21 protein-coding genes are annotated in these 20,169 nt (G+C 72.6%); 12 read left to right on the top strand and 9 right to left on the bottom strand.

Translation table 11 applies throughout. The features are described from left to right. The first annotated feature begins 91 nt into the window (after positions 1–91). The 8 genes from tsaE to hslU all read left to right on the top strand — a co-directional run bounded on the left by tsaE (position 92) and on the right by hslU (position 10,941). Positions 92–574 carry a tRNA (adenosine(37)-N6)-threonylcarbamoyltransferase complex ATPase subunit type 1 TsaE gene (gene tsaE, locus DRV84_RS06345; protein WP_115979043.1) on the top strand — a complete coding sequence of 161 codons (483 nt, stop codon included), beginning with the start codon at positions 92–94 and terminating at the stop codon, positions 572–574. Then, a complete protein-coding gene (locus DRV84_RS06340) occupies positions 564–1,526 on the top strand; it encodes an aminoglycoside phosphotransferase family protein (protein WP_115979042.1) in 963 nt (320 codons plus the stop codon). Before tsaE ends, DRV84_RS06340 begins: the two co-directional genes overlap by 11 nt. Next, positions 1,523–2,215 carry a nucleotidyltransferase family protein gene (locus DRV84_RS06335; protein ID WP_115979041.1) on the top strand — a complete coding sequence of 231 codons (693 nt, stop codon included), beginning with the start codon at positions 1,523–1,525 and terminating at the stop codon, positions 2,213–2,215. The genes DRV84_RS06340 and DRV84_RS06335 overlap by 4 nt, the downstream gene beginning before the upstream one ends. Continuing rightward, positions 2,202–5,159 carry a double-strand break repair protein AddB gene (gene addB, locus DRV84_RS06330; protein ID WP_115979040.1) on the top strand — a complete coding sequence of 986 codons (2,958 nt, stop codon included), beginning with the start codon at positions 2,202–2,204 and terminating at the stop codon, positions 5,157–5,159. The genes DRV84_RS06335 and addB overlap by 14 nt, the downstream gene beginning before the upstream one ends. Beyond that, complete coding sequence (gene addA, locus DRV84_RS06325; RefSeq protein ID WP_115979039.1) at positions 5,156–8,551, top strand: double-strand break repair helicase AddA; 3,396 nt, start codon at positions 5,156–5,158, stop codon at positions 8,549–8,551. The genes addB and addA overlap by 4 nt, the downstream gene beginning before the upstream one ends. 65 nt (positions 8,552–8,616) lie before the next feature. Next, a complete protein-coding gene (trxA, locus tag DRV84_RS06320; RefSeq protein ID WP_115979038.1) occupies positions 8,617–8,937 on the top strand; it encodes a thioredoxin in 321 nt (106 codons plus the stop codon). A gap of 35 nt (positions 8,938–8,972) precedes the next feature. Beyond that, positions 8,973–9,527, top strand: a complete 555-nt coding sequence (gene hslV / locus DRV84_RS06315; protein WP_115979037.1) for an ATP-dependent protease subunit HslV — start codon at positions 8,973–8,975, stop codon at positions 9,525–9,527. A 100-nt stretch (positions 9,528–9,627) separates the two neighbouring features. After that, positions 9,628–10,941: an ATP-dependent protease ATPase subunit HslU gene (gene hslU / locus DRV84_RS06310; RefSeq protein WP_115979036.1), complete on the top strand. Its 1,314-nt coding sequence runs from the start codon at positions 9,628–9,630 to the stop codon at positions 10,939–10,941. Here hslU and pip read toward each other — a convergent pair. Continuing rightward, on the bottom strand, positions 10,929–11,909 hold the full coding sequence (gene pip / locus DRV84_RS06305; protein ID WP_115979035.1) for a prolyl aminopeptidase: 981 nt from the start codon (positions 11,907–11,909) through the stop codon (positions 10,929–10,931). The genes hslU and pip overlap by 13 nt on opposite strands. 48 nt (positions 11,910–11,957) lie before the next feature. Between pip and ubiG the strand changes: the two genes are divergently transcribed. Continuing rightward, complete coding sequence (ubiG, locus tag DRV84_RS06300; protein ID WP_115979034.1) at positions 11,958–12,704, top strand: bifunctional 2-polyprenyl-6-hydroxyphenol methylase/3-demethylubiquinol 3-O-methyltransferase UbiG; 747 nt, start codon at positions 11,958–11,960, stop codon at positions 12,702–12,704. Positions 12,705–12,783: 79 nt separating this feature from the next. On the opposite strand, the gene DRV84_RS06295 is transcribed toward ubiG, so the two are convergent. From DRV84_RS06295 to DRV84_RS06280, 4 genes are read right to left on the bottom strand one after another with little or no spacing between them, the layout of a single operon-like run. Next, positions 12,784–13,230, bottom strand: a complete 447-nt coding sequence (locus DRV84_RS06295; RefSeq protein WP_115979033.1) for a MarR family winged helix-turn-helix transcriptional regulator — start codon at positions 13,228–13,230, stop codon at positions 12,784–12,786. Positions 13,231–13,232: 2 nt separating this feature from the next. Then, positions 13,233–14,063 carry a carbon-nitrogen hydrolase family protein gene (locus DRV84_RS06290; RefSeq protein ID WP_115979032.1) on the bottom strand — a complete coding sequence of 277 codons (831 nt, stop codon included), beginning with the start codon at positions 14,061–14,063 and terminating at the stop codon, positions 13,233–13,235. Next, positions 14,063–14,335 carry a glutaredoxin 3 gene (gene grxC, locus DRV84_RS06285; protein WP_115979031.1) on the bottom strand — a complete coding sequence of 91 codons (273 nt, stop codon included), beginning with the start codon at positions 14,333–14,335 and terminating at the stop codon, positions 14,063–14,065. Before grxC ends, DRV84_RS06290 begins: the two co-directional genes overlap by 1 nt. Positions 14,336–14,369: 34 nt before the next feature. Next, the gene (locus DRV84_RS06280) at positions 14,370–15,119 is read right to left on the bottom strand and encodes a ComF family protein (protein ID WP_115979030.1); all 750 of its coding nucleotides are present in this window, start codon (positions 15,117–15,119) and stop codon (positions 14,370–14,372) included. Between DRV84_RS06280 and DRV84_RS06275 the strand changes: the two genes are divergently transcribed. Together DRV84_RS06275 and hemH are read left to right on the top strand one after the other, a co-directional pair. Continuing rightward, complete coding sequence (locus tag DRV84_RS06275; protein WP_115979029.1) at positions 15,118–15,936, top strand: methyltransferase domain-containing protein; 819 nt, start codon at positions 15,118–15,120, stop codon at positions 15,934–15,936. The genes DRV84_RS06280 and DRV84_RS06275 overlap by 2 nt on opposite strands. Before the next feature lie 57 nt (positions 15,937–15,993). Next, positions 15,994–17,058 carry a ferrochelatase gene (gene hemH, locus DRV84_RS06270; RefSeq protein ID WP_115979028.1) on the top strand — a complete coding sequence of 355 codons (1,065 nt, stop codon included), beginning with the start codon at positions 15,994–15,996 and terminating at the stop codon, positions 17,056–17,058. A 78-nt stretch (positions 17,059–17,136) separates the two neighbouring features. Here the strand turns inward: hemH and DRV84_RS06265 are convergent, their stop codons facing one another. Both DRV84_RS06265 and DRV84_RS06260 read right to left on the bottom strand, forming a co-directional pair. Next, a complete protein-coding gene (locus DRV84_RS06265) occupies positions 17,137–17,334 on the bottom strand; it encodes a ferrochelatase (protein WP_115979027.1) in 198 nt (65 codons plus the stop codon). Positions 17,335–17,480: 146 nt separating this feature from the next. Next, positions 17,481–18,089, bottom strand: coding sequence for a L,D-transpeptidase (locus tag DRV84_RS06260; RefSeq protein WP_115979026.1), 609 nt, complete (start codon positions 18,087–18,089; stop codon positions 17,481–17,483). 152 nt (positions 18,090–18,241) lie between these two features. On the opposite strand from DRV84_RS06260, the gene dalA reads away from it, so the two are divergent. Next, entirely contained in the window at positions 18,242–18,793 is a 552-nt protein-coding gene (gene dalA, locus DRV84_RS06255) for a divisome-associated lipoprotein DalA (RefSeq protein ID WP_115979025.1), read from the top strand. Here dalA and DRV84_RS06250 read toward each other — a convergent pair. Together DRV84_RS06250 and DRV84_RS06245 are read right to left on the bottom strand one after the other, a co-directional pair. Further along, positions 18,784–19,281, bottom strand: a complete 498-nt coding sequence (locus DRV84_RS06250) for a L,D-transpeptidase family protein (protein WP_115979024.1) — start codon at positions 19,279–19,281, stop codon at positions 18,784–18,786. The genes dalA and DRV84_RS06250 overlap by 10 nt on opposite strands. Positions 19,282–19,356: 75 nt before the next feature. After that, entirely contained in the window at positions 19,357–20,166 is an 810-nt protein-coding gene (locus tag DRV84_RS06245) for an ion transporter (RefSeq protein ID WP_115979023.1), read from the bottom strand. Positions 20,167–20,169: the final 3 nt, after the last annotated feature.

Genomic DNA, 20,169 nt, shown 5'->3' with positions numbered 1-20,169 from the left:
GGCGCTGCCGAGGATCGGCCACGGGCCCGGGGCCCGGCGCTGACCCGGCGGGCGGGCTTGCAGGGGCGTGCGTGGGCGGTAGTCTGCCGCCATGACCGCACCCGACGGCGTCACGCTGCACCTCCCCTCGCCCGAGGCGACCGACGCGCTCGCGCGGCGGCTCGCGGCCCGGCTGCGCCCGGGCGACACGCTCCTGCTCGAGGGGCCGGTCGGGGCGGGGAAATCGCATCTCGCCCGCGCGCTCATCACCGCGCTTCTGGACGTGCCGGAGGACATCCCCTCGCCCACCTACACCCTCGTTCAGACCTATGCCGGGCGAAGCGGGCCGATCTGGCACGCCGATCTCTACCGGCTGGGCGATCCCGACGAACTCGCAGAGCTGGGGCTGGAGGAGGCCTTCGGCAGCGCCATCTGCCTCGTCGAATGGCCCGAGCGGCTGGGCGCGGCGGCGCCCGCGAGCGCCCTCACCGTGACCCTCGCGCCGGTGGAGGACGGGGCGGCGCGGCGCGCGAGGCTCAGCTGGTCGGCGGGCGACTGGGCCGCGCGGCTCGAGGACCTGCACGATGACGCGTGAGGCGGCGCGCGCGGCGGTCCTTCACGCGGCGGGCTGGGGCGATGCGGCGGTGACTCCGCTCGCCGGGGACGCCTCCGCGCGGCGCTACCTGCGGCTCACGCGGGTGGACGGCGCGCGCGCGGTCCTGATGGACGCCGACCCGGCCACCGGGGAGGACATGCGCCCCTTCCGCCGCGTCGCGGCGTTCCTGCGCGGCGCGGGGCTGAGCGCGCCGGAGGTCTACGCGGCCGACGACGCGGCGGGCTTTCTGCTGCTGGAGGACCTGGGCGACGCGCTCGTCGCGCGGGAGGCCACGGCGCGACCCGGGGCGGAGCCCGCCCTCTACGCCGCCGCTGGTGAAACGCTCGCCGCGCTCCAGCGGCACGCGCCGCCCGCCGACTGGCCCCTCGCCACGCCCGAGCGCCTCGCGCAGGCGGTGGCGCCGCTCTTCACGCACTACGCGCCTCACCTCGCCCCGGCGCATCGGGACGCGACCGAGGCGGTGCTGCGCGACGCGCTCGGGGCTCTACCGGCGGAGGCGCCGGTCCCCGTCCTGCGCGATTTCCACGCCGAAAACCTCGTCTGGCTGCCGGAGCGCGCGGGGCCCGCGCGCCTCGGGCTGCTGGATTTTCAGGACGCGGTCGCCGGGCACCCGGCCTACGACCTCGCCTCGCTCACCCGGGACGCGCGCCGCGACGTCTCGGCCGAGGCGGCGGAGGCCGCGCTCGCCGCATGGCTCGCCGCCACGGGCCGCGCACGGGCCGAGACGGAGGCGGCGCTGGCGCTGCTCGCCGTGCAGCGCAACCTGCGCATCCTCGGCATCTTCGCGCGGCTGGCGGGGGCGGGCAAACCGCGGTATCTCGCCCTCATGCCGCGCGTCTGGCGCCAGCTCCGGGCCGATCTCGCCCACCCGGCGGCGGCGGGCGTGGCCCGCGCGCTCGCCGAGCTTCCGGCCCCGCGGAGCGCGGCGTGAGGGGGGCGGTGATGCTCTTCGCCGCGGGTTTCGGCACGCGGATGGGCGCGCTGACGGCGGATCGGCCGAAGCCCCTGATCGAGGTGGCGGGCCGACCGCTCCTCGATCACGCGCTGGACATCGCGCGGGGCGTCGCGCCGGGGCGCATCGTGGCGAACGCCCACTACCGCGCCGAACAAGTCGCCGCGCATCTCGCCGGGACGGAGGTGCGCGTGTCACACGAGGCGGAGGCGATCCTCGACACCGGGGGCGGCCTGCGCGCGGCGCTCCCGCAGCTCGACGCGGACCCGGTTTTCACGCTCAACACGGACGCCGTCTGGGCCGGGCCGAACCCCCTGCGGATGCTGGCGGAGGCCTGGGACCCGGCGCGGATGGAGGCGCTGTTGCTCTGCGTGCCGCCCGCGCGGGCGCGGAGCCACGCGGGCGCGGGCGATTTCGCCATCGCCCCCGACGGGCGGGCGACGCGCGGGCCGGGGGCGGTCTTCACCGGGGCGCAGATCACCGCGGCGGGCCCGGTCGCCGCGGTGCCCGAGCGCGTCTTTTCGCTCAACCGCGTCTGGGACGGGATGATCGCGCGGGGCACGCTGCACGCGCTCCTCTATCCGGGGCACTGGTGCGACGTGGGCCGCCCCGAGGGGATCGCGGCGGCCGAGGCGATGCTGACGGAGGGCGGCGGTGTTCGGACCTGAGGAGGGCGCGCCCCGGCTCTTCGGCCTGCCGCCGGGCGCGGATTTCCCGGCGGCGCTGGTCGCGGGGCTGCGCGCGCGGCTCGCGGGCGCCCCGCCCGAGGCGATGGCGCGGGTCGAACTCATCGTGAACACCGAGCGCATGGCGCGGCGGCTGCGCGCGATCTTCGACGCCGGGCCGCCGGTGCTGCTGCCGCGCATCCGGCTCGTCACCGACCTGTCGGAGGCCGCAGACCTCGCCGACCTGCCGCCCGCGGTGCCGCCGCTCCGCCGCCGGCTGGAGCTGTCGCAACTCGTCGCGCGGCTGATCGAGGCGCGGCCCGACCTCGCGCCGGAGGCCGCGCTCTTCGATCTGACCGACAGCCTCGCCGCGCTGATGGACGAGATGGGGGTCGAGGGGGTGGACCCGGAGACGGTCCTCTCTCTCGACGTTTCGGACCAGTCGGGGCACTGGCAGCGCGCGCTCGAGTTTCTCTCGATCGCGCGCGACTACCTCGCCGCGCTCGATGCGCCGCCGGACCCCGGCGCGCGGCTGCGCGCGGCGATCGAGCGGCGCATCGCGGCCTGGGACGCCGCGCCGCCGGCGCATCCGGTGATCGTCGCCGGCTCCACCGGCTCGCGCGGGGCGGTGGCGCGGCTGATGGAGGCCGTGGCGCGCCTGCCGCAGGGGGCGGTGGTGCTGCCCGGCTTCGATTTTCACCTGCCGGAGGCCGTCTGGAACGGCATGGGCGACGCCCTGAGCGGGGAGGATCATCCGCAGTACCGCTTCCGCCGGCTGATGGAGGCGCTGGGCGCGCGGCCCGGCGACGTGCGGCTCTGGCAGGCGGAGGCGCTCTCCGATCCGGCGCGCAACCGGCTGATCTCCCTCGCGCTCCGGCCGGCGCCGGTGACGGATCAGTGGCTGGCCGAGGGGCCGGCGCTGGGCGATCCGGGGCCGGCCTGCGCGGGGCTCACCCTCGTCGAGGCGCCGAGCCAGCGGGAGGAGGCGCTCGCCATCACGCTGCGCCTCCGGGAGGCGGCCGAAACCGGGCAGAGCGCCGCGCTCATCACCCCCGACCGCGGGCTGACCCGGCAGGTGGAGGCGCGGCTCGCCGGGTGGGGGATCGTGCCCGACGACAGCGCGGGGCGGCCCCTGCACCTTTCCGCGCCGGGGCGCTTTTTGCGGATGGTCGCGGGGCTCGCCGCGCGCCCGCCCGGCGCGGGCGAGGTCATGGCGCTCGTCCGGCATCCGCTGACCCACTCCGGGGCGGAGCGCAACCGCCACCTGCGCTTGGCGCGCGAGCTGGAGCTCTGGCTGCGCCGCGAGGCGGTGCCGCAGCCGGGGGCGGCGGATTTCGCGCGCTGGGCGGCGGGGATGAGCGACCCGGCCGCGGCGGACTGGGCGGCGTGGCTCGGCGCCTGCCTCGACGCCGCGCCGGAGACGCTGCCGCTCGCCGGGCATGCGGCGGCGCTGCGCGCCCGGGCCGAGCGCCTCGCCGCCGGGCCGGAGGCGGAGGGCGCGGGCGCCCTCTGGGAGCGGGAGGCGGGGCGCAAGGCCGCCACCCTCTACGCCGGGCTCGAACGGGAGGCCGCGGCGGGCGGCGCGATGGACGCGGCGACCTTCGCCGATCTGCTGGCCACGCTCCTGCAGGGCGAGGCGGTGCACGACATCGAGGCGCCGCACCCCGGCATCCGCATCTGGGGCACGCTGGAGGCGCGGGTGCAGGGGGCCGATCTGCTGATCCTCGGCGGCCTGAACGAGGGCAGCTGGCCCGAGGCGCCCGCGCCCGACCCGTGGCTCAACCGCGCGCTGCGCCATCGCGCGGGGCTTCTCCTGCCGGAGCGGCGGATCGGGCTCGCCGCGCATGATTTTCAGCAGGCCGCCGGCGCGCGCGAGGTCTGGCTGACACGCGCCGCGCGCTCCGAGGAGGCGCCGACCGTCCCGGCGCGCTGGCTCAATCGCCTGACGAACCTGCTGCACGGGCTGCCCGATCAGGGCGGGCGCGCCGCGCTCGACGGGATGCGGGACCGCGGGCGCCACTGGCTGCGGCTTGGCGCGGCGCTGGAAGAGGCGGAGGCGCTGCCCGCCGCGCGCCGGCCCGCGCCGCGCCCGCCGGTGCCCGCGCGGCCCCGGTCGCTGTCGGTGACGGAGGTGCAGACGCTGATCCGCGATCCGTACGCGATCTACGCGCGCCACGTTCTCGGGTTGCGCCCGCTCGATCCGCTCGACCGGCCGCCCGACGCGCTCCTGCGCGGCACGGCGATCCACGAGGTGCTCGACCGCTTCGTCGCCGCCACGCGGGACGCGCCGGAGCGCACGACGGTCGCGGAGCTCATGGCGACGGCAGAGGCCGTCCTCGCCGGGGCGGTGCCCTGGGCGGCGACGCGGATGCAGTGGCGCGCGCGCCTCGCCCGCGTGGCGGCGTGGATCGTCGAGGGCGAGGCGGCGCGCCGAAAACGCGCCGAGCCGGTCCTGCTGGAGGAACGCGGCGCGGCGCAGCTCGCCGACCTCGGCGTGACGCTCCGGGGCAAGGCCGACCGCATCGACCGCGACGCCGAGGGGCGGCTCCATATCTACGACTACAAGACGGGCGACCCGCCGAGCGCGAAGCAGCAGCTTCACTTCGACAAGCAGCTTCTGCTCGAGGCGGCGATGGCCGAGGAGGGCGCCTTCGAAACGCTCGGCCCCGCCCCGGTGGCGCGCGCGGTCTACATCGGGCTCGGACGCGCGCCGAAGGAGGTGCCCGCGCCGCTCGCCGAGGTGGCGGACCCGGACAAGGGCCGCGTCACCGCCGCGCAGGTCTGGACGGAGTTCGCGCATCTCATGCGGCGCCACCTCGACCCCGAGCAGGGCTTCACCGCGCGCCGGGCGATGGAGCGCATGCCCTACGACAACGGCTACGACCACCTCGCCCGCTTCGGCGAATGGGAGGAGGCCGACCCCATCCATCCGGAGGACCTTTCATGACCCCCCGCGACGCGGCGAGCGAAGCGCAGGCGCAGGCGGCCGATCCGGGCGCCTCGGTCTGGGTCTCGGCGAACGCGGGCTCGGGCAAGACCAAGGTGCTCACCGACCGGGTGGCGCGGCTGCTGCTCGACGGCGTGCTGCCCGAGCACATCCTCTGCCTGACCTACACCAAGGCCGCGGCGAGCGAGATGCAGAACCGCCTCTTCGCGCGGCTCGGCGAATGGGCGATGCTGCCGGAGGCCGATCTGCGCGCGGCGCTCGCGGGGCTCGGGCAGGAGCGGCCCGGCGGGGCCGACGACCTCGCCCGCGCGCGGACGCTCTTCGCCCGCGCGATCGAAGCGCCCGGCGGGCTGAAGATCATGACGATCCACGCCTTCTGCGCCGCGCTCCTGCGCCGCTTCCCGCTGGAGGCGGGCGTCAGCCCGGCCTTCACCGAGATGGAGGAGCGCGCGGGCGATCTCCTGATCGAGGAGATCGTCGAGGCGATGGCGCGCGACGCCGACGCGGCGCAGCTTTCCGCCGTGACGGAGATCGCGCCCGACGCCGATCTCACCCGGCTCTGCCGCAGCATCCTGTCCCGCCGCGCCGGGATCACGCCGCCTCTCGACGCCGCGGGCGCGCGGGCGCTCTTCGGGCTGGCGGAGGACGACGACGCCGAGCGCGTGCGCGCCGACGTCTTTCTCGGCGGCGAGATGGAGCTTCTCGCCCGCCTCCGCGCGGTGCTGGAGACGGGCGGGACGACCGACGCCAAGGCAGCCGCGAAGCTGCGCGCGGTGGGCGCGCCGGAGCTCGCCGCGCTGCCGGTGCTCGAGGACGTGTTCCTCAACGGTCCGACCGCCAAGGCGCCCTTTTCCGCCAAGATCGGCGCCTTCCCGACCAAGACCCTGCGCGAGGGGCCGCTCGCCGATGAGATGCCGGCGCTCGAGGCGCTGATGCGCCGGGTGGAGGCCGCGCGGGAGCGCCGCCTCGCCCTCGCGGCCGCCGACGCGACCCTCGCGCTGCACGGTTTCGCGCGCGCCTTCCTCGCGCGGTACGAGCGCGAGAAGCAACGCCGCGGTTGGCTCGACTTCGACGACCTGATCCGCCGCGCCGCGGAGCTCCTGCGCGCGCCGGCGGTGGCGGACTGGGTGCTCTACAAGCTCGACGGCGGGATCGACCACATCCTCGTGGACGAGGCGCAGGACACCAGCCCCGAGCAATGGGCGGTGATCGAACGCCTCGCGCGGGAGTTCACCTCGGGCGAGGGCGCGCGGGCCGACGTGCCGCGCAGCCTCTTCGTGGTGGGCGACCGCAAGCAGTCGATCTATTCCTTCCAGGGCGCGGACCCGGACGCCTTCGCCCGGATGCAGGCGGATTTCGACACCCGCCTCGCGGAGAGCGAGCGGCCGCTGCAATCGCTCGCGCTACAGTATTCCTTCCGTTCGTCGCAGGCGGTGCTGCGCCTCGTGGACGCGACCTTCGACGGCCGCGCCGGCAGCGGCATGACGCCGGAGGAGCGCCACATCGCCTTCAAGGGCGACATGCCGGGGCGCGTCGATCTCTGGCCGCTCGTGCCCAAGACGCCCGCGGAGGAACCCGCGCCGTGGTACGCCCCCGTCGACCGGCCGAGCGAACGGAGCCCGGACATCCGCCTCGCCCGGCGGATCGCCGCGTGGCTCAAGGCGCAGATCGACGAGGGCACGCCGATCCCGAAGGACAAGGGCGACGGCACGCCCTGGCCCATGCGGCCGATGCGGGCAGGCGACGTGCTGATCCTCGTGCAGCGGCGCTCGGCCCTCTTCGCCGAGATCATCCGCGCCTGCAAGGCGGAGGGGCTGCCGGTGGCCGGGGCCGACCGGCTGAAGCTCGGCGCGGAGCTCGCGGTGCGCGACCTCGGCGCGCTTCTGCAGGTGCTCGACCTGCCGGAGGACGACCTGTCGCTGGCCTGCGCGCTGCGCTCGCCGCTCTTCGGCTGGAGCGAACAGGCGCTCTTCGACCTCGCCCACGGGCGAACGGACCGCTACCTCTGGCGCGCGCTCACGCGGCGGCGGGACGAATTCCCCGAGACCATGGCCATCTTCGACGACCTGATGGCGCAGGCGGATTTCCTCCGGCCCTACGACCTTCTGGAGCGGGTGCTCATCCGCCACGACGGGCGGCGCAGGCTGATCGGGCGGCTGGGCGCCGAGGCCGCCGACGGCATCGACGCGCTGCTCGCGCAGGCGCTGGCGCAGGAGCGCAGCGAGGTGCCCAGCCTGACCGCCTTCCTGCGCTGGATGCAGACCGACGACTCCGAGGTGAAGCGCCAGATGGACGCCGCGGGCGACTGCATCCGCGTGATGACGGTGCACGGCGCCAAGGGGCTCGAGGCGCCGGTGGTGCTCCTGCCCGACTGCGCGCGCCGCGACCTGCGCAACCACCAGGACCCGCTGCCGATGGCCGGCGACCGCCCGATCTGGGCCATGCCGAAGGCCGAGGAGCCCGAGACCCAGCGCGCCGCCCGCGCCGCCGCCGCCGAGGCCGAGCAGGCCGAGCGCGACCGGCTGCTCTACGTCGCCATGACCCGCGCCGAAAGCTGGCTGATCGTCGCCGCGGCGGGGGATCTCGGGCAATCGGGCGACGCCTGGCACGACATGGTGCGCCGCGGGATGGAGGCCGAGGGCGCCGCGCGCCATGACTTCGGCTTCGAGGAGGGGCCGGGCCTGCGGCTGGAGCACGGCGACTGGACCGCCCCGGCGGAGGGCGGCGTGCCGGAGACCGAGGGGCCGGCAGTCACGGTCCCGCCGCGCTTTCGCACCGAAGCTCCGGCGCCGGTCCTGTCCGCGCCGACGCTCGCGCCCTCGGACCTCGGCGGCGCGAAGGCGCTGCCGGGCGACGCCGGGCTCTCGGAGGAGGCGGCGCTCCTCCACGGCACGCGGCTGCATCTCCTGCTGGAGCATCTGCCCGACGCGGCGCGCGCGGACCGCGCGGCGCTGGCGCGGGCGCTGCTCGGCACGGGGCCGGAGCCCGCAGCGGAGGGCGAGATCGCCGCGCTTCTGGCCGAGGCCGAGCGGGTGCTCGACGCCCCGGCGCTGGCGCCGCTCTTCGGGGCGGAGGCGCTCGCCGAGGTGCCGGTCTCCGCCGATCTGCCGGAGCTCGGCGGGCGCCGGGTGCACGGCACGATCGACCGGCTTCTCGTCGGGCCCGAGCACGTGCTGGCCGTCGATTTCAAGACGAACCGCACCGTGCCGGCGACCCCGGACGAGGTGCCCGAGGGGCTGCTGCGGCAGATGGGCGCCTACGCCGCCGCGCTCGCGCGGCTTTGGCCGGAGCGGCGGGTGGAGACGGCGCTCGTCTGGACGCGCGACGCGACGCTCATGACGCTGCCGGAGCCCCTCGTGCGCGCGGCGCTCGGCCGCGCGGCGCCGCCTTGACGCTCTCGCGGGGCGTCCATACGTTCGCACCTCGAAATTCATTCCCGCTGTCAGGAGACACCGCCATGGCAACCGTCGCCGTCACCGACGACACCTTCGACGCCGAAGTGCGTCAGTCCGACGTTCCCGTCGTCGTGGATTTCTGGGCCGAGTGGTGCGGCCCCTGCCGCCAGATCGGCCCCGCGCTCGAGGAGATCGCGACCGAGATGGACGGCAAGATCAAGGTCGCCAAGGTCGACGTGGACCAGAACCCGAACACCGCCGCCTCGATGGGCGTGCGCGGGATTCCGGCGCTCTTCATCTTCAAGAACGGCGAAGTCGTCTCGAACCGCGCCGGCGCCGCACCGAAGGCCGCGCTTCAGACCTGGATCGACTCCTCGATCTGATCCCCGGCCACGCGTCGAAACCCCAGGAGGCGCCCATGTCCGACGGCCCCGGCTGGCACGGGACGACGATCCTCGCGGTGCGCCGCGGCGGCCGCGTGGTGATCGCGGGCGACGGGCAGGTGAGCCTCGGCGACACGGTCATCAAGGGCGGCGCGCGCAAGGTGCGCCGCCTGTCGCCCGGCGGGCGCGAGGTGGTCGCGGGCTTCGCGGGGTCCACCGCCGACGCCTTCACCCTGCTCGAACGGCTCGAGACCAAGCTGGAGGCGACGCCCGGCCAGCTGCAGCGCGCTTGCGTCGAGCTGGCCAAGGACTGGCGCACCGACAAGTATCTTCAGAAGCTGGAGGCGATGCTGATCGTCTCGGACGGGCGGCAGATGTATGTCGTCACCGGCGCGGGCGACGTGCTGGAACCCGAGCACGAGGCCGCGGCCATCGGATCGGGCGGCAACTTCGCGCTCGCCGCCGCGCGCGGGCTCATGGAGACGGACCTCGACGCCGAGACCATCGCCCGACAGGCCATGGCCATCGCCGCCGATATCTGCGTCTACACCAACGGCCGGCTGACCGTGGAAACGATCGAGGCCGGCTGACGAGATTTTTCGTACGAAAAATCGCCGAGGCCCGATGGCGCCCCTCCGAAAATTCTTCGGACGAAGAATTTTCTTCGGCCGAGCGAAGGATGATCCCTGAATGACCGACCTCACCCCCCGCGAAATCGTCAGCGAACTCGACCGGTTCATCATCGGCCAGAAGGAGGCGAAGCGCGCCGTCGCGGTGGCGCTCCGGAACCGCTGGCGGCGCAAGCAGCTCGACGCGGCGATGCAGGAAGAGGTCTATCCCAAGAACATCCTGATGATCGGCCCCACCGGCGTCGGCAAGACGGAGATCAGCCGGCGGCTGGCCAAGCTCGCCCGCGCGCCCTTCGTCAAGGTGGAGGCGACGAAGTTCACCGAGGTGGGCTACGTCGGCCGCGACGTCGAGCAGATCGTGCGCGACCTGATGGACACCGCGCTCGTCATGGTGCGCGAACAGATGCGCGCCGAGGTGGAGAGCGCCGCGCATGCCGCCGCCGAGGACCGGGTGATCGAGGCGCTCGCCGGCGAGCAGGCCCGCGACGGCACGCGCGAGATGTTCCGCAAGAAGCTCCGCGCCGGGGAGCTCGACGACAAGGAGATCGAGCTCGAGCTCGCCGAGACGTCGAACCCCTTCCCCGGCCTCGAGATCCCGGGCCAGCCCGGCGCCGGCGGCGCGATGGGGGGCGTCAACCTCGGCGACATCTTCGGCAAGGCCTTCGGCCAGCGCACCACCCGCAAGCGCATGACCGTCGCCGAGAGCTACCACGTCCTCATCTCGGAGGAGGCCGACAAGCTCCTCGACGACGAGAAGGTGACCGCCCGCGCCCGCGAGGCGGTGGAGGAGAACGGCATCGTCTTTCTCGACGAGATCGACAAGGTCTGCGCCAAGCAGGAGACGCGCAGCGGCGACGTGAGCCGCGAGGGCGTGCAGCGCGACCTCCTGCCGCTGATCGAGGGCACCACCGTCAGCACCAAGCACGGGGCGATCCGCACCGATCACATCCTCTTCATCGCCTCGGGCGCCTTCCACATCGCCAAGCCCTCGGACCTGCTGCCGGAGCTTCAGGGCCGCCTGCCGATCCGGGTGACCCTGCGCGATCTGAGCGAGGAGGACTTCGTCCGCATCCTGACCGAGACCGACAACGCGCTGACGCGGCAATACACCGCGCTGATGCAGACCGAGGAGGTCACCGTCGCCTTCACCGAGGACGGCATCGCCGCGCTCGCCCGGATCGCGGCGGAGGTGAACGCGAGCGTCGAGAACATCGGCGCGCGGCGGCTCTACACGGTGATGGAGCGCGTCTTCGAGGAGCTTTCCTTCACCGCGCCGGATCAGGCGGGCGGCACCGTCACGGTGGACGCCGCCTACGTCGAGGCCAACCTCGGCGAGCTCACCCGCTCCACGGACATGAGCCGCTACGTGCTCTGAGGCGTGCGCATGTTGTCCATGATGCGCACGAGCTCGCCGGTGATGCCCGGCTCGCTCAGCGCGTGGCCCGCGTTGCGCACGAGGCGCAGGTCCGCCTTCGGCCAGCGCTGCGCCAGCTCCCAGGCGCGGCGCGGCGGGCAGATCATGTCGTAGCGCCCCTGCACGATGTAGCCGGGGATGTCGCGGATGCGCTCTACCCGGTTCAGGATCTGCCCGTCCTCCTCGAGGAAGCCGAGGTTGCTGAAATAGTGATTCTCCAGCCGGGCGAAGGCGCGCGCGTAATCGCCCGGCGCCTCGCCGCCGGAGCCGTTGCTCTGCACCGAGGCGAGCGCGTTCTCCCAGGCGGTCCAGGCCCGCGCGAAGCGCGTCTCGGTCCGCACGTCGCCGGAGAACAGGCGCCGGTGATAGGCCGCGATCAGGTCGCCACGCTCGTCCTCCGGCACGAGCTCGACGAAGCGCGCCCATGTCTCGGGCCAGAAGAGCGCCGCACCGCCGCCGTAGAACCAGTCGAGCTCGGCCCGCGTCATCAGGAAGACGCCGCGCAGCACCAGCGCGCGCACGGCCTCCGGATGGCTCTGCGCGTAGACGAGCGCGAGCGTCGCCCCCCAGCTGCCGCCGAAGACGATCCAGCGGTCGATCCCGAGCGCCGCGCGAATGCGCTCGATGTCCGCGACGAGATCCCAGGTGGTGTTGTTCTCGACGCTCGCATGCGGGCGCGAGCGGCCGCAGCCGCGCTGATCGAACAGGATGATCCGGTAACGGGCGGGGTCGAAGTAGCGCCGCATCGCCGGGCTGCAGCCGCCGCCCGGACCGCCGTGCAGCACCACGACCGGCGTCCCGTCGCGCGCGCCGCATTGCTCGACGTAGAGGGAATGCCCCCCGGGCACCTCCAGCATCCGCTGGTCGAAGGGGTCGATCGGCGGGTAGAGATGCGCGGGTGTGCGGTTTTGGCCCGAGAACTTGTCCATGCCGGCACTATATTGGGCGAGAGCGGCGGAAGACCATAGGAGATCACGATGCAGGCAGCCGAAACCAGCGTGGACGCGGACGAGGTCGCCAAGTTCGAGGCGATGGCGGCGGAGTGGTGGGACCCCAACGGAAAGTTCCGCCCGCTGCACATGCTCAACCCCTGTCGGCTCGACTACATCACCGGACAGATCGCCGCGGAGTTCGGGCGCGACCTCTCGGCCGAGGCGCCCTTCGCCGGCCTGCGCATCCTCGACATCGGCTGCGGCGGCGGGCTGCTCTGCGAGCCGATGGCGCGGCTGGGCGCCGAGGTGGTGGGCGTCGACGCGGCCGCGCGCAACATCCCCGTGGCCGAGACCCACGCCGCGCAGTCCGGCCTCGAGATCGACTATCGCCACGGCACCGCCGAGGAACTCGCCGCCGCGGGCGAGCGATTCGACGTGGTGCTCAACATGGAGGTGGTCGAGCATGTCGCGGACCCGCGCGCCTACACGGCGACCTGCGCCGCGCTCCTGAAGCCCGGCGGGCTGATGATCTGCTCGACCATCAACCGCAACGCCAAGAGCTTCGCCATGGCGATCGTCGGCGCGGAATACGTGATGCGCTGGCTGCCCAAGGGCACGCACGAATGGCGCAAGTTCATCACGCCGGACGAGCTGACGCAGCACATCGAGGCGGCGGGCCTCGCCGCGGTGGACGCCAAGGGCTTCGTCTTCAACCCGCTGAGCTGGTCCTGGTCGATCTCGGCCCGCGACCTTAGCGTCAACTACGTCACGGCGAGCCGGAAACAGGGCTGAGCGCGGGGCGAATTTTCGTACGAAAATTCGCCAAGGGCCCCGCATCGTGTCAGGAGAATTTTCGTACGAAAATTCTCCGTCACTCCGGCCCGCTCTCAAGCTTCAGGCGCAACTCGCGCAGGATGGGCAGCACGGCGCGCACCCGTTCGTCGCCCAGTTCGCCGATGAGCTCGCTGACCATCGGCGCGACGGCGGCGAGCGCGTCGTCGCGCGCGCGCCGGCCCGCGGGGCTGATCGCGACCATCTTGTGCCGCGCGTCGTCCCAGTCCGGGCGGATGTGGATATGGCCCTGCGCCTCCAGCTTGCTCAGGGTGTTGGTCATCGCGCCGCGGGTGACATGGAAGCTCCGCGCGAGCTGCGCCGGAGAGCGCTCCACCCCGAAGCGGGCGAGATGGTTGAGCACCGAGAAATGGCTGATCTCCATGCCGCGCGGCAGGCTGCGGCTCAGCCGGTTCCGGACGAGCTGATCGGCGGTCAGGATCTCGCTGAAGAGCGTCACCGCCAGCGCATGCGTCGTCTGGTCCATCGTCAGGGTCCGTCGAACTCCCGGTCGTGCTGCAGCGAGGGCACGCGCGCGCGGGCCTCGGCCGCCGCGGCGCGGTCGATCTCGGCGTAGAGGATGCCGGAGGCCTCGCCCGCCTCCGCCACGACCTCGCCCCAGGGGCTGACGACCATGCTGTGGCCCCAGGTCCGCCGCGCCTTGCCGCGGCGCGCCGCGTGGGTGCCCGTCTGCGCGGGGGCGAGCACCCAGGCGCCCGTCTCGATCGCCCGGGCCTGCAGGAGCGGGCGCCAGTGGGCCCGGCCGGTCGGCTGCGCGAAGGCGGCGGGCACGGTGAGGATCTCCGCCCCCGCCTGCGCGAGCGCGCGGTAGAGATAGGGAAAGCGCAGGTCGTAGCAGATGCTCAGCCCCAGCGTGCCGAAGGGCGTCTCGGCCACCCGCGCGCGGCGTCCGGGGCGGAAGCCCGCCGATTCGCGGTAGGTCTCCGCGTCGCTGATCGCCACGTCGAACATGTGGATCTTGTCGTAGCGCGCGACGAGCCGCCCCTCCGGTCCGATCAGGAAGGAGCGGTTGGCGAAGCGCCCGTCGGGGTCGTCCGTCGTCAGCGCGAGCGAGCCGATCAGCAGCCAGACGCCGGCGCGGGCGGCCTCCTCGCGCAGGCCGGCGAGCACCGGGTCATTCGCCTCGTGCGTGAGCACGGAGTGCTGATGCGTCCGGCTGGCCGAGACGCAGTTGGTCACTTCGGGCGTCAGGACGAATCCCGCGCCCTCCGCTGCCGCCTCGCGCAGCCGGCCGCGCACGAGGCCGAGGTTCTCCTCGGGGTCGTCGGACGAGGTCAGCTGCAGCAGCGCGGCGCGCATCAGGCGGCGAGCATCGGGTCGAGCTTGCCCGCGCGCTCGAGCGCGTAGAGCTCGTCGCAGCCGCCGATGTGCTCCTCGTCGATGAAGATCTGCGGCACGGTGCGGCTACCGTGGGCGCGCTGGATCATCTCGGGCTTGCGGTCGGGCGCGGCCCAGATGTCGATCTCCTCAAAGGTGACGCCCTTCTTCGCGAGAAGGCGCTTGGCGGCGGTGCAGAAGCCGCAGAGCGGCGAGGTGTAGATCACCACGGGTTTCGGGGTTGCGTCGGTCACGGCGCGGCCTCCTTCGGTCGGGTCTGCCGCGAACCTAAGCCTCCCGCGCCGCGCGCGCCAGAACCACGACGCGAATCGCCCCCGCCCCGGCGTCGGAAAGCGCCCGCGCCGCCGCCTCGAGCGTCGCGCCGGTGGTCATCACGTCGTCGACCAGCAGGATCGGGCGCCCCGTGACATGCGCCGCCCGGCGCGGCGCGACGCGCAGCGCGCCTTCGAGCGTGGCGGCCCGCGCGCCGCGGTCCTGCCCGCCGAGGGGCGCGGTCCGGCGCACCCGCTCCAGAAGGTCCGGGGCATGGGCGAGCCCGAGCGCCCGCGCGAGCGGCGCGGCGATCAGCGCCGACTGATTGAAGCGCCGCGCGACCAGCCGCCGCCAGTGCAGCGGCACCGGCACGACGAGCGCCCCGTCGAGCGGCATGGACGCCGCCGCCGCGGCCATCCAGCGCGCCGCGGGCTGCGCGATGTCAGCCCGGTCGGCGTGCTTCAGCCCCAGCACCAGCCGCCGCCCGGCGTCGCGGTAGAGAAGCGCCGCGCGCCCCTGCGCCCAGGGCCGGGGATGGGCGATGCAGTCGTCGCAATGCACCGCCTCTCCGGGATCGTCGCCGGGCAGCGGCGTGCCGCAGGCGTCGCAGACGAGCCCGCCGATGAAGGGCGTCTCCCGCCAGCAGGCGGGGCAAAGGCCGAAATCGCTTTCGACCGGGCCTCCGCAGGCGAGGCAGCGCGGCGGATAGACGAGCCGCACCGCCGTTTGAAGCCCGCGCGCCCAGACACTATCTATTCCGCCCATGGAGACGCCCGCCCTCACCGATCGCGCCGCGCTCACCCGGAACCGGGCCCGCGCCGCGCGCGCGCCCGTCACCTTCCTGCACGAGGTCGCGCGCGACGACCTGGAGGATCGGCTCTCCATGGTTAACAAGCAATTTACGGCGCCCGCCGTCGTCAGCCCGCGGCCCGAAGTCTGGGACGGCTGGCTGGCGGATGCGGTGCACGTCGCGCCCGCCGAGGTGCTGCCGCTGGAGGCGGAGGCGCATGACCTGGTGGTGCACGCCATGGATCTGCACTGGGCCGACGACCCCGTGGGCCAGCTCATCCAGTGCCGTCGCGCACTGCGGCCGGACGGGCTCTTCCTCGGGGTGCTCTTCGCCGGCCGAAGCCTGCAGGAGCTGCGCGCCGCGCTCGCGGAGGCGGAAAGCGAGGTCGCCGGCGGGCTGAGCCCCCGCGTCGCGCCGATGGGCGAGGTGCGGGATCTGGGCGCGCTCCTGCAACGCGCGGGCTTCGCGCTGCCGGTGGCGGACAGTTTCGCGCTGAACGTCCGCTATCCGAGCGCGCTGCACCTGATGCGCGAGCTGCGCGGAATGGGCGAGGCGAACGCGCTCGCTGGCCGGCTGCGCCGCCCGACGCGGCGCGCGGTGCTCCTGCGCGCCGCCGAGATCTACGCCGAGCGGGCCGCGCACCCCGAGGGCGGCGTCGCCGCGACGGCGGATTTCGTGGTGCTCACCGGCTGGGCGCCGGACGAGAGCCAGCCGAAGCCGCTGCGCCCGGGGACCGCGACGCATCGCCTCGCCGATGCGCTCGGGACGACGGAAACGCCCCTCGAAGATTGACGTATCGCCGAAATCACATATTTCCTTCAGGAACCTGCCGAGATTACGGATAGTGCCATGCTCGACGCCAGCAAAGCTGCGACCTGCCCCGTCCACGCCCCCGCGGACCACCCGAAGCTGCCGCCGGAGCGTGTGGGCGTGCTGATCGCCAACCTCGGCACGCCGGACAACTACGACTACTGGTCAATGCGGCGCTACCTGAACGAGTTCCTGTCGGACCGCCGCGTGATCGACTACGCGCCGTGGAAGTGGCAGCCGCTTTTGCAGCTCATCATCCTGAGCAAGCGGCCCTTTTCCTCGGGCGAGGCGTACAAGTCGATCTGGAACGAGGATCTCGGCGAGAGCCCGCTGATGACGATCACCAAGGCGCAGACCGAGGCGCTCGCGCGGACGATGAAGGAGCAGTTCGGCGATCAGGTGATGGTCGACTACTGCATGCGCTACGGCAACCCCTCCACGCAGTCCAAAGTGGACGCGATGGTGGAGGCCGGCTGCACGCGCATCCTCTTCTTCCCGCTCTACCCGCATTACGCCGGCGCCACCTCGGCCACCGCGAACGATCAGTTCTTCCGCGCGCTGATGAAGCAGAAGTGGCAGCCGACGGCGCGCACGGTCGATCCCTACTTCGAGCATCCGCTCTACATCGAGGCGCTCGCGCAGTCGGTGGAACGCGCCTACGGCGAGCTCGAGAACCGGCCGGATATCCTCGTGTGCTCCTACCACGGCATGCCGCAGCGCTACCTGACGGAGGGCGATCCCTATCACTGCCAGTGCCAGAAGACGACGCGCCTTTTGAAGGAGCGGCTCGGCTGGGACGACACGGAGATCACCACGACGTTCCAGTCGGTGTTCGGCCCGGAGGAATGGCTGCGCCCCTACACCGTCGAGGAGGTCGCGCGCCTCGCCTCCGAAGAGGGCAAGAAGAAGATCGCCGTGATCGCCCCGGCCTTCTCGGCCGACTGCATCGAGACGCTCGAGGAGATCAACGAGGAGATCAAGGAAAGCTTCGAGGAGGCCGGCGGGCAGGAGTTCACCTATATCCCCTGCCTCAACGACGACCCGGCCCATATCGAGGCGCTGTCGTCCGTGATCCGGGAAAACCTGAAGGGCTGGCTCGACTGAGCCGGCCACGACAGGGGCCACGCACGAAAAGAGCGGCGCCGTGGCGCCGCTCTTTCCTTGTCCGCGATGGGGATCGGATCAGTCGCCGGCGGCGGCCGCCACGACGGCGATGATCAGCAGCGGCACGATGATGCCGGCCGCGGTGGACGCCTGCTCGGTCTCCTCGACGATGACCGGCGGCTCCATTTCGATTTCCTGCTTCGGCCCGGTGTGACCGCCGGCGAAGGCGGGTGCCGCGAAGGCCGAGACGGTTGCGGCGAGAACGAGTTTCTTCATGGGGTCCTCCAATGAGACGCTTGCCGGTCGTCCGGCATACCTGCGACGAGCCTCGAGAGGCCGTGCTTGCATGATCGTCTAAGCAGCCCCATGGCGAAAGTGCAAATCCGCGATGCGCGACGCCCGGGATCGCGCGGGCACTGTCGTCAAATCAGCAACACCTGTGTCCCGACTTCGGCGAATTCGAAGAGCTCCTCGATGTGCCGATTGTAAAGGCCGATGCAGCCGTTCGACGAGCGCCGCCCGATCTTGCGCGTGTCGTGCGTGCCGTGGATGCGGTAATAGGTCCACGACAGGTGCAGCGCCCGCGTGCCGAGCGGATTGTCCGGCCCCGGCGGCACGTAATCCGGCCAGTCGGGGTTGCGCTCCTTCATGGAGGGGGTCGGGCGCCAGTCGGGTTCCGGGTCCTTGTAGGTCACCCGTGTCCGCCCCCGGCGCGTCAGCTCCTCGCTGAGCGGCACGGAGGTGGGGTAGAGGCGATAGACGCTCTCGTCCTCGCTCCAGTAATGAAGCGCGCGCGAGGTGATGTCGACGAGGATCGCGCCCCTGGTCAGGTCGCTGAAATAGGGTTTCCAGTCGAGGGACCGGAAGCTCGAGATATTGCGGCGCACGCCCTGCTCGGCCGGGTCGGTCTCCATCTCGGTGCTGCCGGGCATCTGCGATTGCTGCGCCACGGCCGGAGCGCCCAGCGCCGCCGCCGCCCCGGCGAGAAACGCACGCCGATCGAGGATCTGAACGGATCGCTTGCCGGACATCGGTGTTCACTCCGCAAACTCTGACGAAAGATACATATGGCCGGGATGCCGCAACCGCAAATCAAACCGGCGTCATCGGGTCCGACCCGGGTTGGAAACGCCACGGTGCCCGGAGTAGAGCGAAAAGACCCCAACCGCGGAGCGCCCGTGCCATGCTGCGACCCCTGATCCTGCTCGTTTCGCTGCTCGCGACGCTCGCCGCCTGCGCGGCGCCGCCGCCTCCGCCGCAGCTCGGCCCGGACGGCAAGCCCCTGCCCCGCGTCTATCGCATCACCGCGGCGGACGAGCGGCGCATCCCCTTCGAGGTGCTCGACTCCGTCAACGCCCTGCGCGCGGCGGCCGGGGCGCCGCCCGTGGCGCTCGACGAGGCGCTCACCGCCGCCGCGGCCACGCATTCCCGCGACATGTCGGTGCAGAACCGCCCCTGGCACTTCGGCTCCGACGGTTCCTCACCGATCGACCGGGTGCGGCGCGTGGGCTACGACGGCCAGTTCCGCGGCGAGACGATCTCGGAGACCTACGAGACGGAGGTCGAGACGCTCGCCGCATGGATGCAGGAGGCGCCGACCCGCGAGATCATCCTCGACCCGCAGGCCGACGAGATGGGCATCTCCTGGTACCAGGAGCCGAGCGGCCGGATCTGGTGGACCATGGTCTTCGGCAAGAGCGGCGGGGGCGGGGCCGCCGATACCCCTCAGGGGTAGATGGTGATCGGCGTGCCGGTGCCGACCATGGCGTAGATCTCCTCCATCTCGCGGTTGGTGACCGCGATGCAGCCGGCGGTCCAGTCGCGTCCGTCGTCACGGTATTCCCGCGGGGTGCCGTGAATAAAGATGTCGCCCCCCGGATCGACGCCCGCCTCGGAGGCCGCCATGCGCTCGTGCGGCTCGGGATAGGAGATGCCGAGCGACAGGTGGAACTGGCTCTCCGGGTTGCGCCGGTCGATGAAATACTCCCCTTCCGGCGTGCGCCCGTCGCCCTCGCGCTGCTTGTGGCCCACCGGCTCGAAGCCGAGGCCGATGTCGTAGCTCTCCAGCACTTCGCCGTGATGCAGGAGCGCCATCTTCCGCTCGCCCTTCAGGACGAGGATGCGCGTCACCTCGGGGCCGTCGTAGCTGCGGAACTTGCCCGCGCACCCCGAAACCGCCGCCACCACGAGAAGGAGCGCCGCCGCTCTCGCCAGACCTGCCATCATTGTCCCTCGGAGGGGGTATCGTTGCGGCGAGAGTACACCGGATCGCGGCGCCCGCGTAGCGCAATCTGCGCCTCAGGCGCCCTTGCGCCGCTCCGGCGTCGCCTCGCCGCTTTCGGCGTCGCCCAGCCGCGCCTCGATCCGCGCGAGGCGCTCCAGCACCTCGTCGCGGTAAGCGTCGGTGCGCAGGCCCTCCTCTTCCTGATGGGCGTCCTGCATCGAGTTCACGATCAGACCCACCAGCAGGTTCACCACCGCGAAGGTCGTCACGAGGATGAAGGGCACGAAGAACGCCCAGGCGTAGGGATAGACCTCCATCACCGGGCGCACGATGCCCATCGACCAGCTTTCCAGCGTCATGATCTGGAAGAGCGAATAGGCCGAGTCCCCGAGCGTGCCGAACCACTGCGGGAAGGCGTCGCCGAAGAGCTTCGTGGCCATGACCGCGCCGATGTAGAAGACCAACGTCATCAGCAGAAAGACGCTACCCATGCCGGGGATCGCGCGCACGAAGCCCTCCACCACCCGGCGCAGGCGCGGCGCGACGGAGATCACGCGCAGCACCCGCAGGATGCGCAGCGCGCGCAGCACCGAGAGCCCCTCGCTCGCCGGCACCAGCGCGATCCCCACGATCACGAAGTCGAAGACGTTCCAGCCGCTGCGGAAGAACCGCCCGCCGTGGGCAACGAGCTTCAGCGCGATCTCGATGGTGAAGATGGCGAGGCAGATCCGGTCGATCGCGATCAGCGCCGGGCCCGCCGCCGCCATCGCCTCGTCCGAGGTCTCGAGCCCGAGGACCACGGCGTTCACCCCGATCACGCCCATGATCGCGTTGGTGACCCACGGCCGGGCCAGCCACTCCCCCAGTCGCGTGCGGAACGCCATCAC

This window comes from Rhodosalinus sediminis, from assembly GCF_003385555.1.
GTDB classification, from domain to species: Bacteria; Pseudomonadota; Alphaproteobacteria; order Rhodobacterales; family Rhodobacteraceae; genus Rhodosalinus; species Rhodosalinus sediminis.
This window is presented reverse-complemented; position numbering and strand designations above follow the sequence as displayed.

Coding starts and splice junctions, on each gene's coding strand:
- tsaE (WP_115979043.1), top strand. CDS start 92: ATGACCGCACCCGACGGCGTCACGCTGCACCTCCCCTCGCCCGAGGCG.
- DRV84_RS06340 (WP_115979042.1), top strand. CDS start 564: ATGACGCGTGAGGCGGCGCGCGCGGCGGTCCTTCACGCGGCGGGCTGG.
- addA (WP_115979039.1), top strand. CDS start 5,156: ATGACCCCCCGCGACGCGGCGAGCGAAGCGCAGGCGCAGGCGGCCGAT.
- trxA (WP_115979038.1), top strand. CDS start 8,617: ATGGCAACCGTCGCCGTCACCGACGACACCTTCGACGCCGAAGTGCGT.
- hslV (WP_115979037.1), top strand. CDS start 8,973: ATGTCCGACGGCCCCGGCTGGCACGGGACGACGATCCTCGCGGTGCGC.
- hslU (WP_115979036.1), top strand. CDS start 9,628: ATGACCGACCTCACCCCCCGCGAAATCGTCAGCGAACTCGACCGGTTC.
- pip (WP_115979035.1), bottom strand. CDS start 11,909: ATGGACAAGTTCTCGGGCCAAAACCGCACACCCGCGCATCTCTACCCG.
- ubiG (WP_115979034.1), top strand. CDS start 11,958: ATGCAGGCAGCCGAAACCAGCGTGGACGCGGACGAGGTCGCCAAGTTC.
- DRV84_RS06295 (WP_115979033.1), bottom strand. CDS start 13,230: ATGGACCAGACGACGCATGCGCTGGCGGTGACGCTCTTCAGCGAGATC.
- DRV84_RS06290 (WP_115979032.1), bottom strand. CDS start 14,063: ATGCGCGCCGCGCTGCTGCAGCTGACCTCGTCCGACGACCCCGAGGAG.
- DRV84_RS06275 (WP_115979029.1), top strand. CDS start 15,118: ATGGAGACGCCCGCCCTCACCGATCGCGCCGCGCTCACCCGGAACCGG.
- DRV84_RS06280 (WP_115979030.1), bottom strand. CDS start 15,119: ATGGGCGGAATAGATAGTGTCTGGGCGCGCGGGCTTCAAACGGCGGTG.
- hemH (WP_115979028.1), top strand. CDS start 15,994: ATGCTCGACGCCAGCAAAGCTGCGACCTGCCCCGTCCACGCCCCCGCG.
- DRV84_RS06265 (WP_115979027.1), bottom strand. CDS start 17,334: ATGAAGAAACTCGTTCTCGCCGCAACCGTCTCGGCCTTCGCGGCACCC.
- DRV84_RS06260 (WP_115979026.1), bottom strand. CDS start 18,089: ATGTCCGGCAAGCGATCCGTTCAGATCCTCGATCGGCGTGCGTTTCTC.
- dalA (WP_115979025.1), top strand. CDS start 18,242: ATGCTGCGACCCCTGATCCTGCTCGTTTCGCTGCTCGCGACGCTCGCC.
- DRV84_RS06250 (WP_115979024.1), bottom strand. CDS start 19,281: ATGGCAGGTCTGGCGAGAGCGGCGGCGCTCCTTCTCGTGGTGGCGGCG.
- DRV84_RS06245 (WP_115979023.1), bottom strand. CDS start 20,166: ATGGCGTTCCGCACGCGACTGGGGGAGTGGCTGGCCCGGCCGTGGGTC.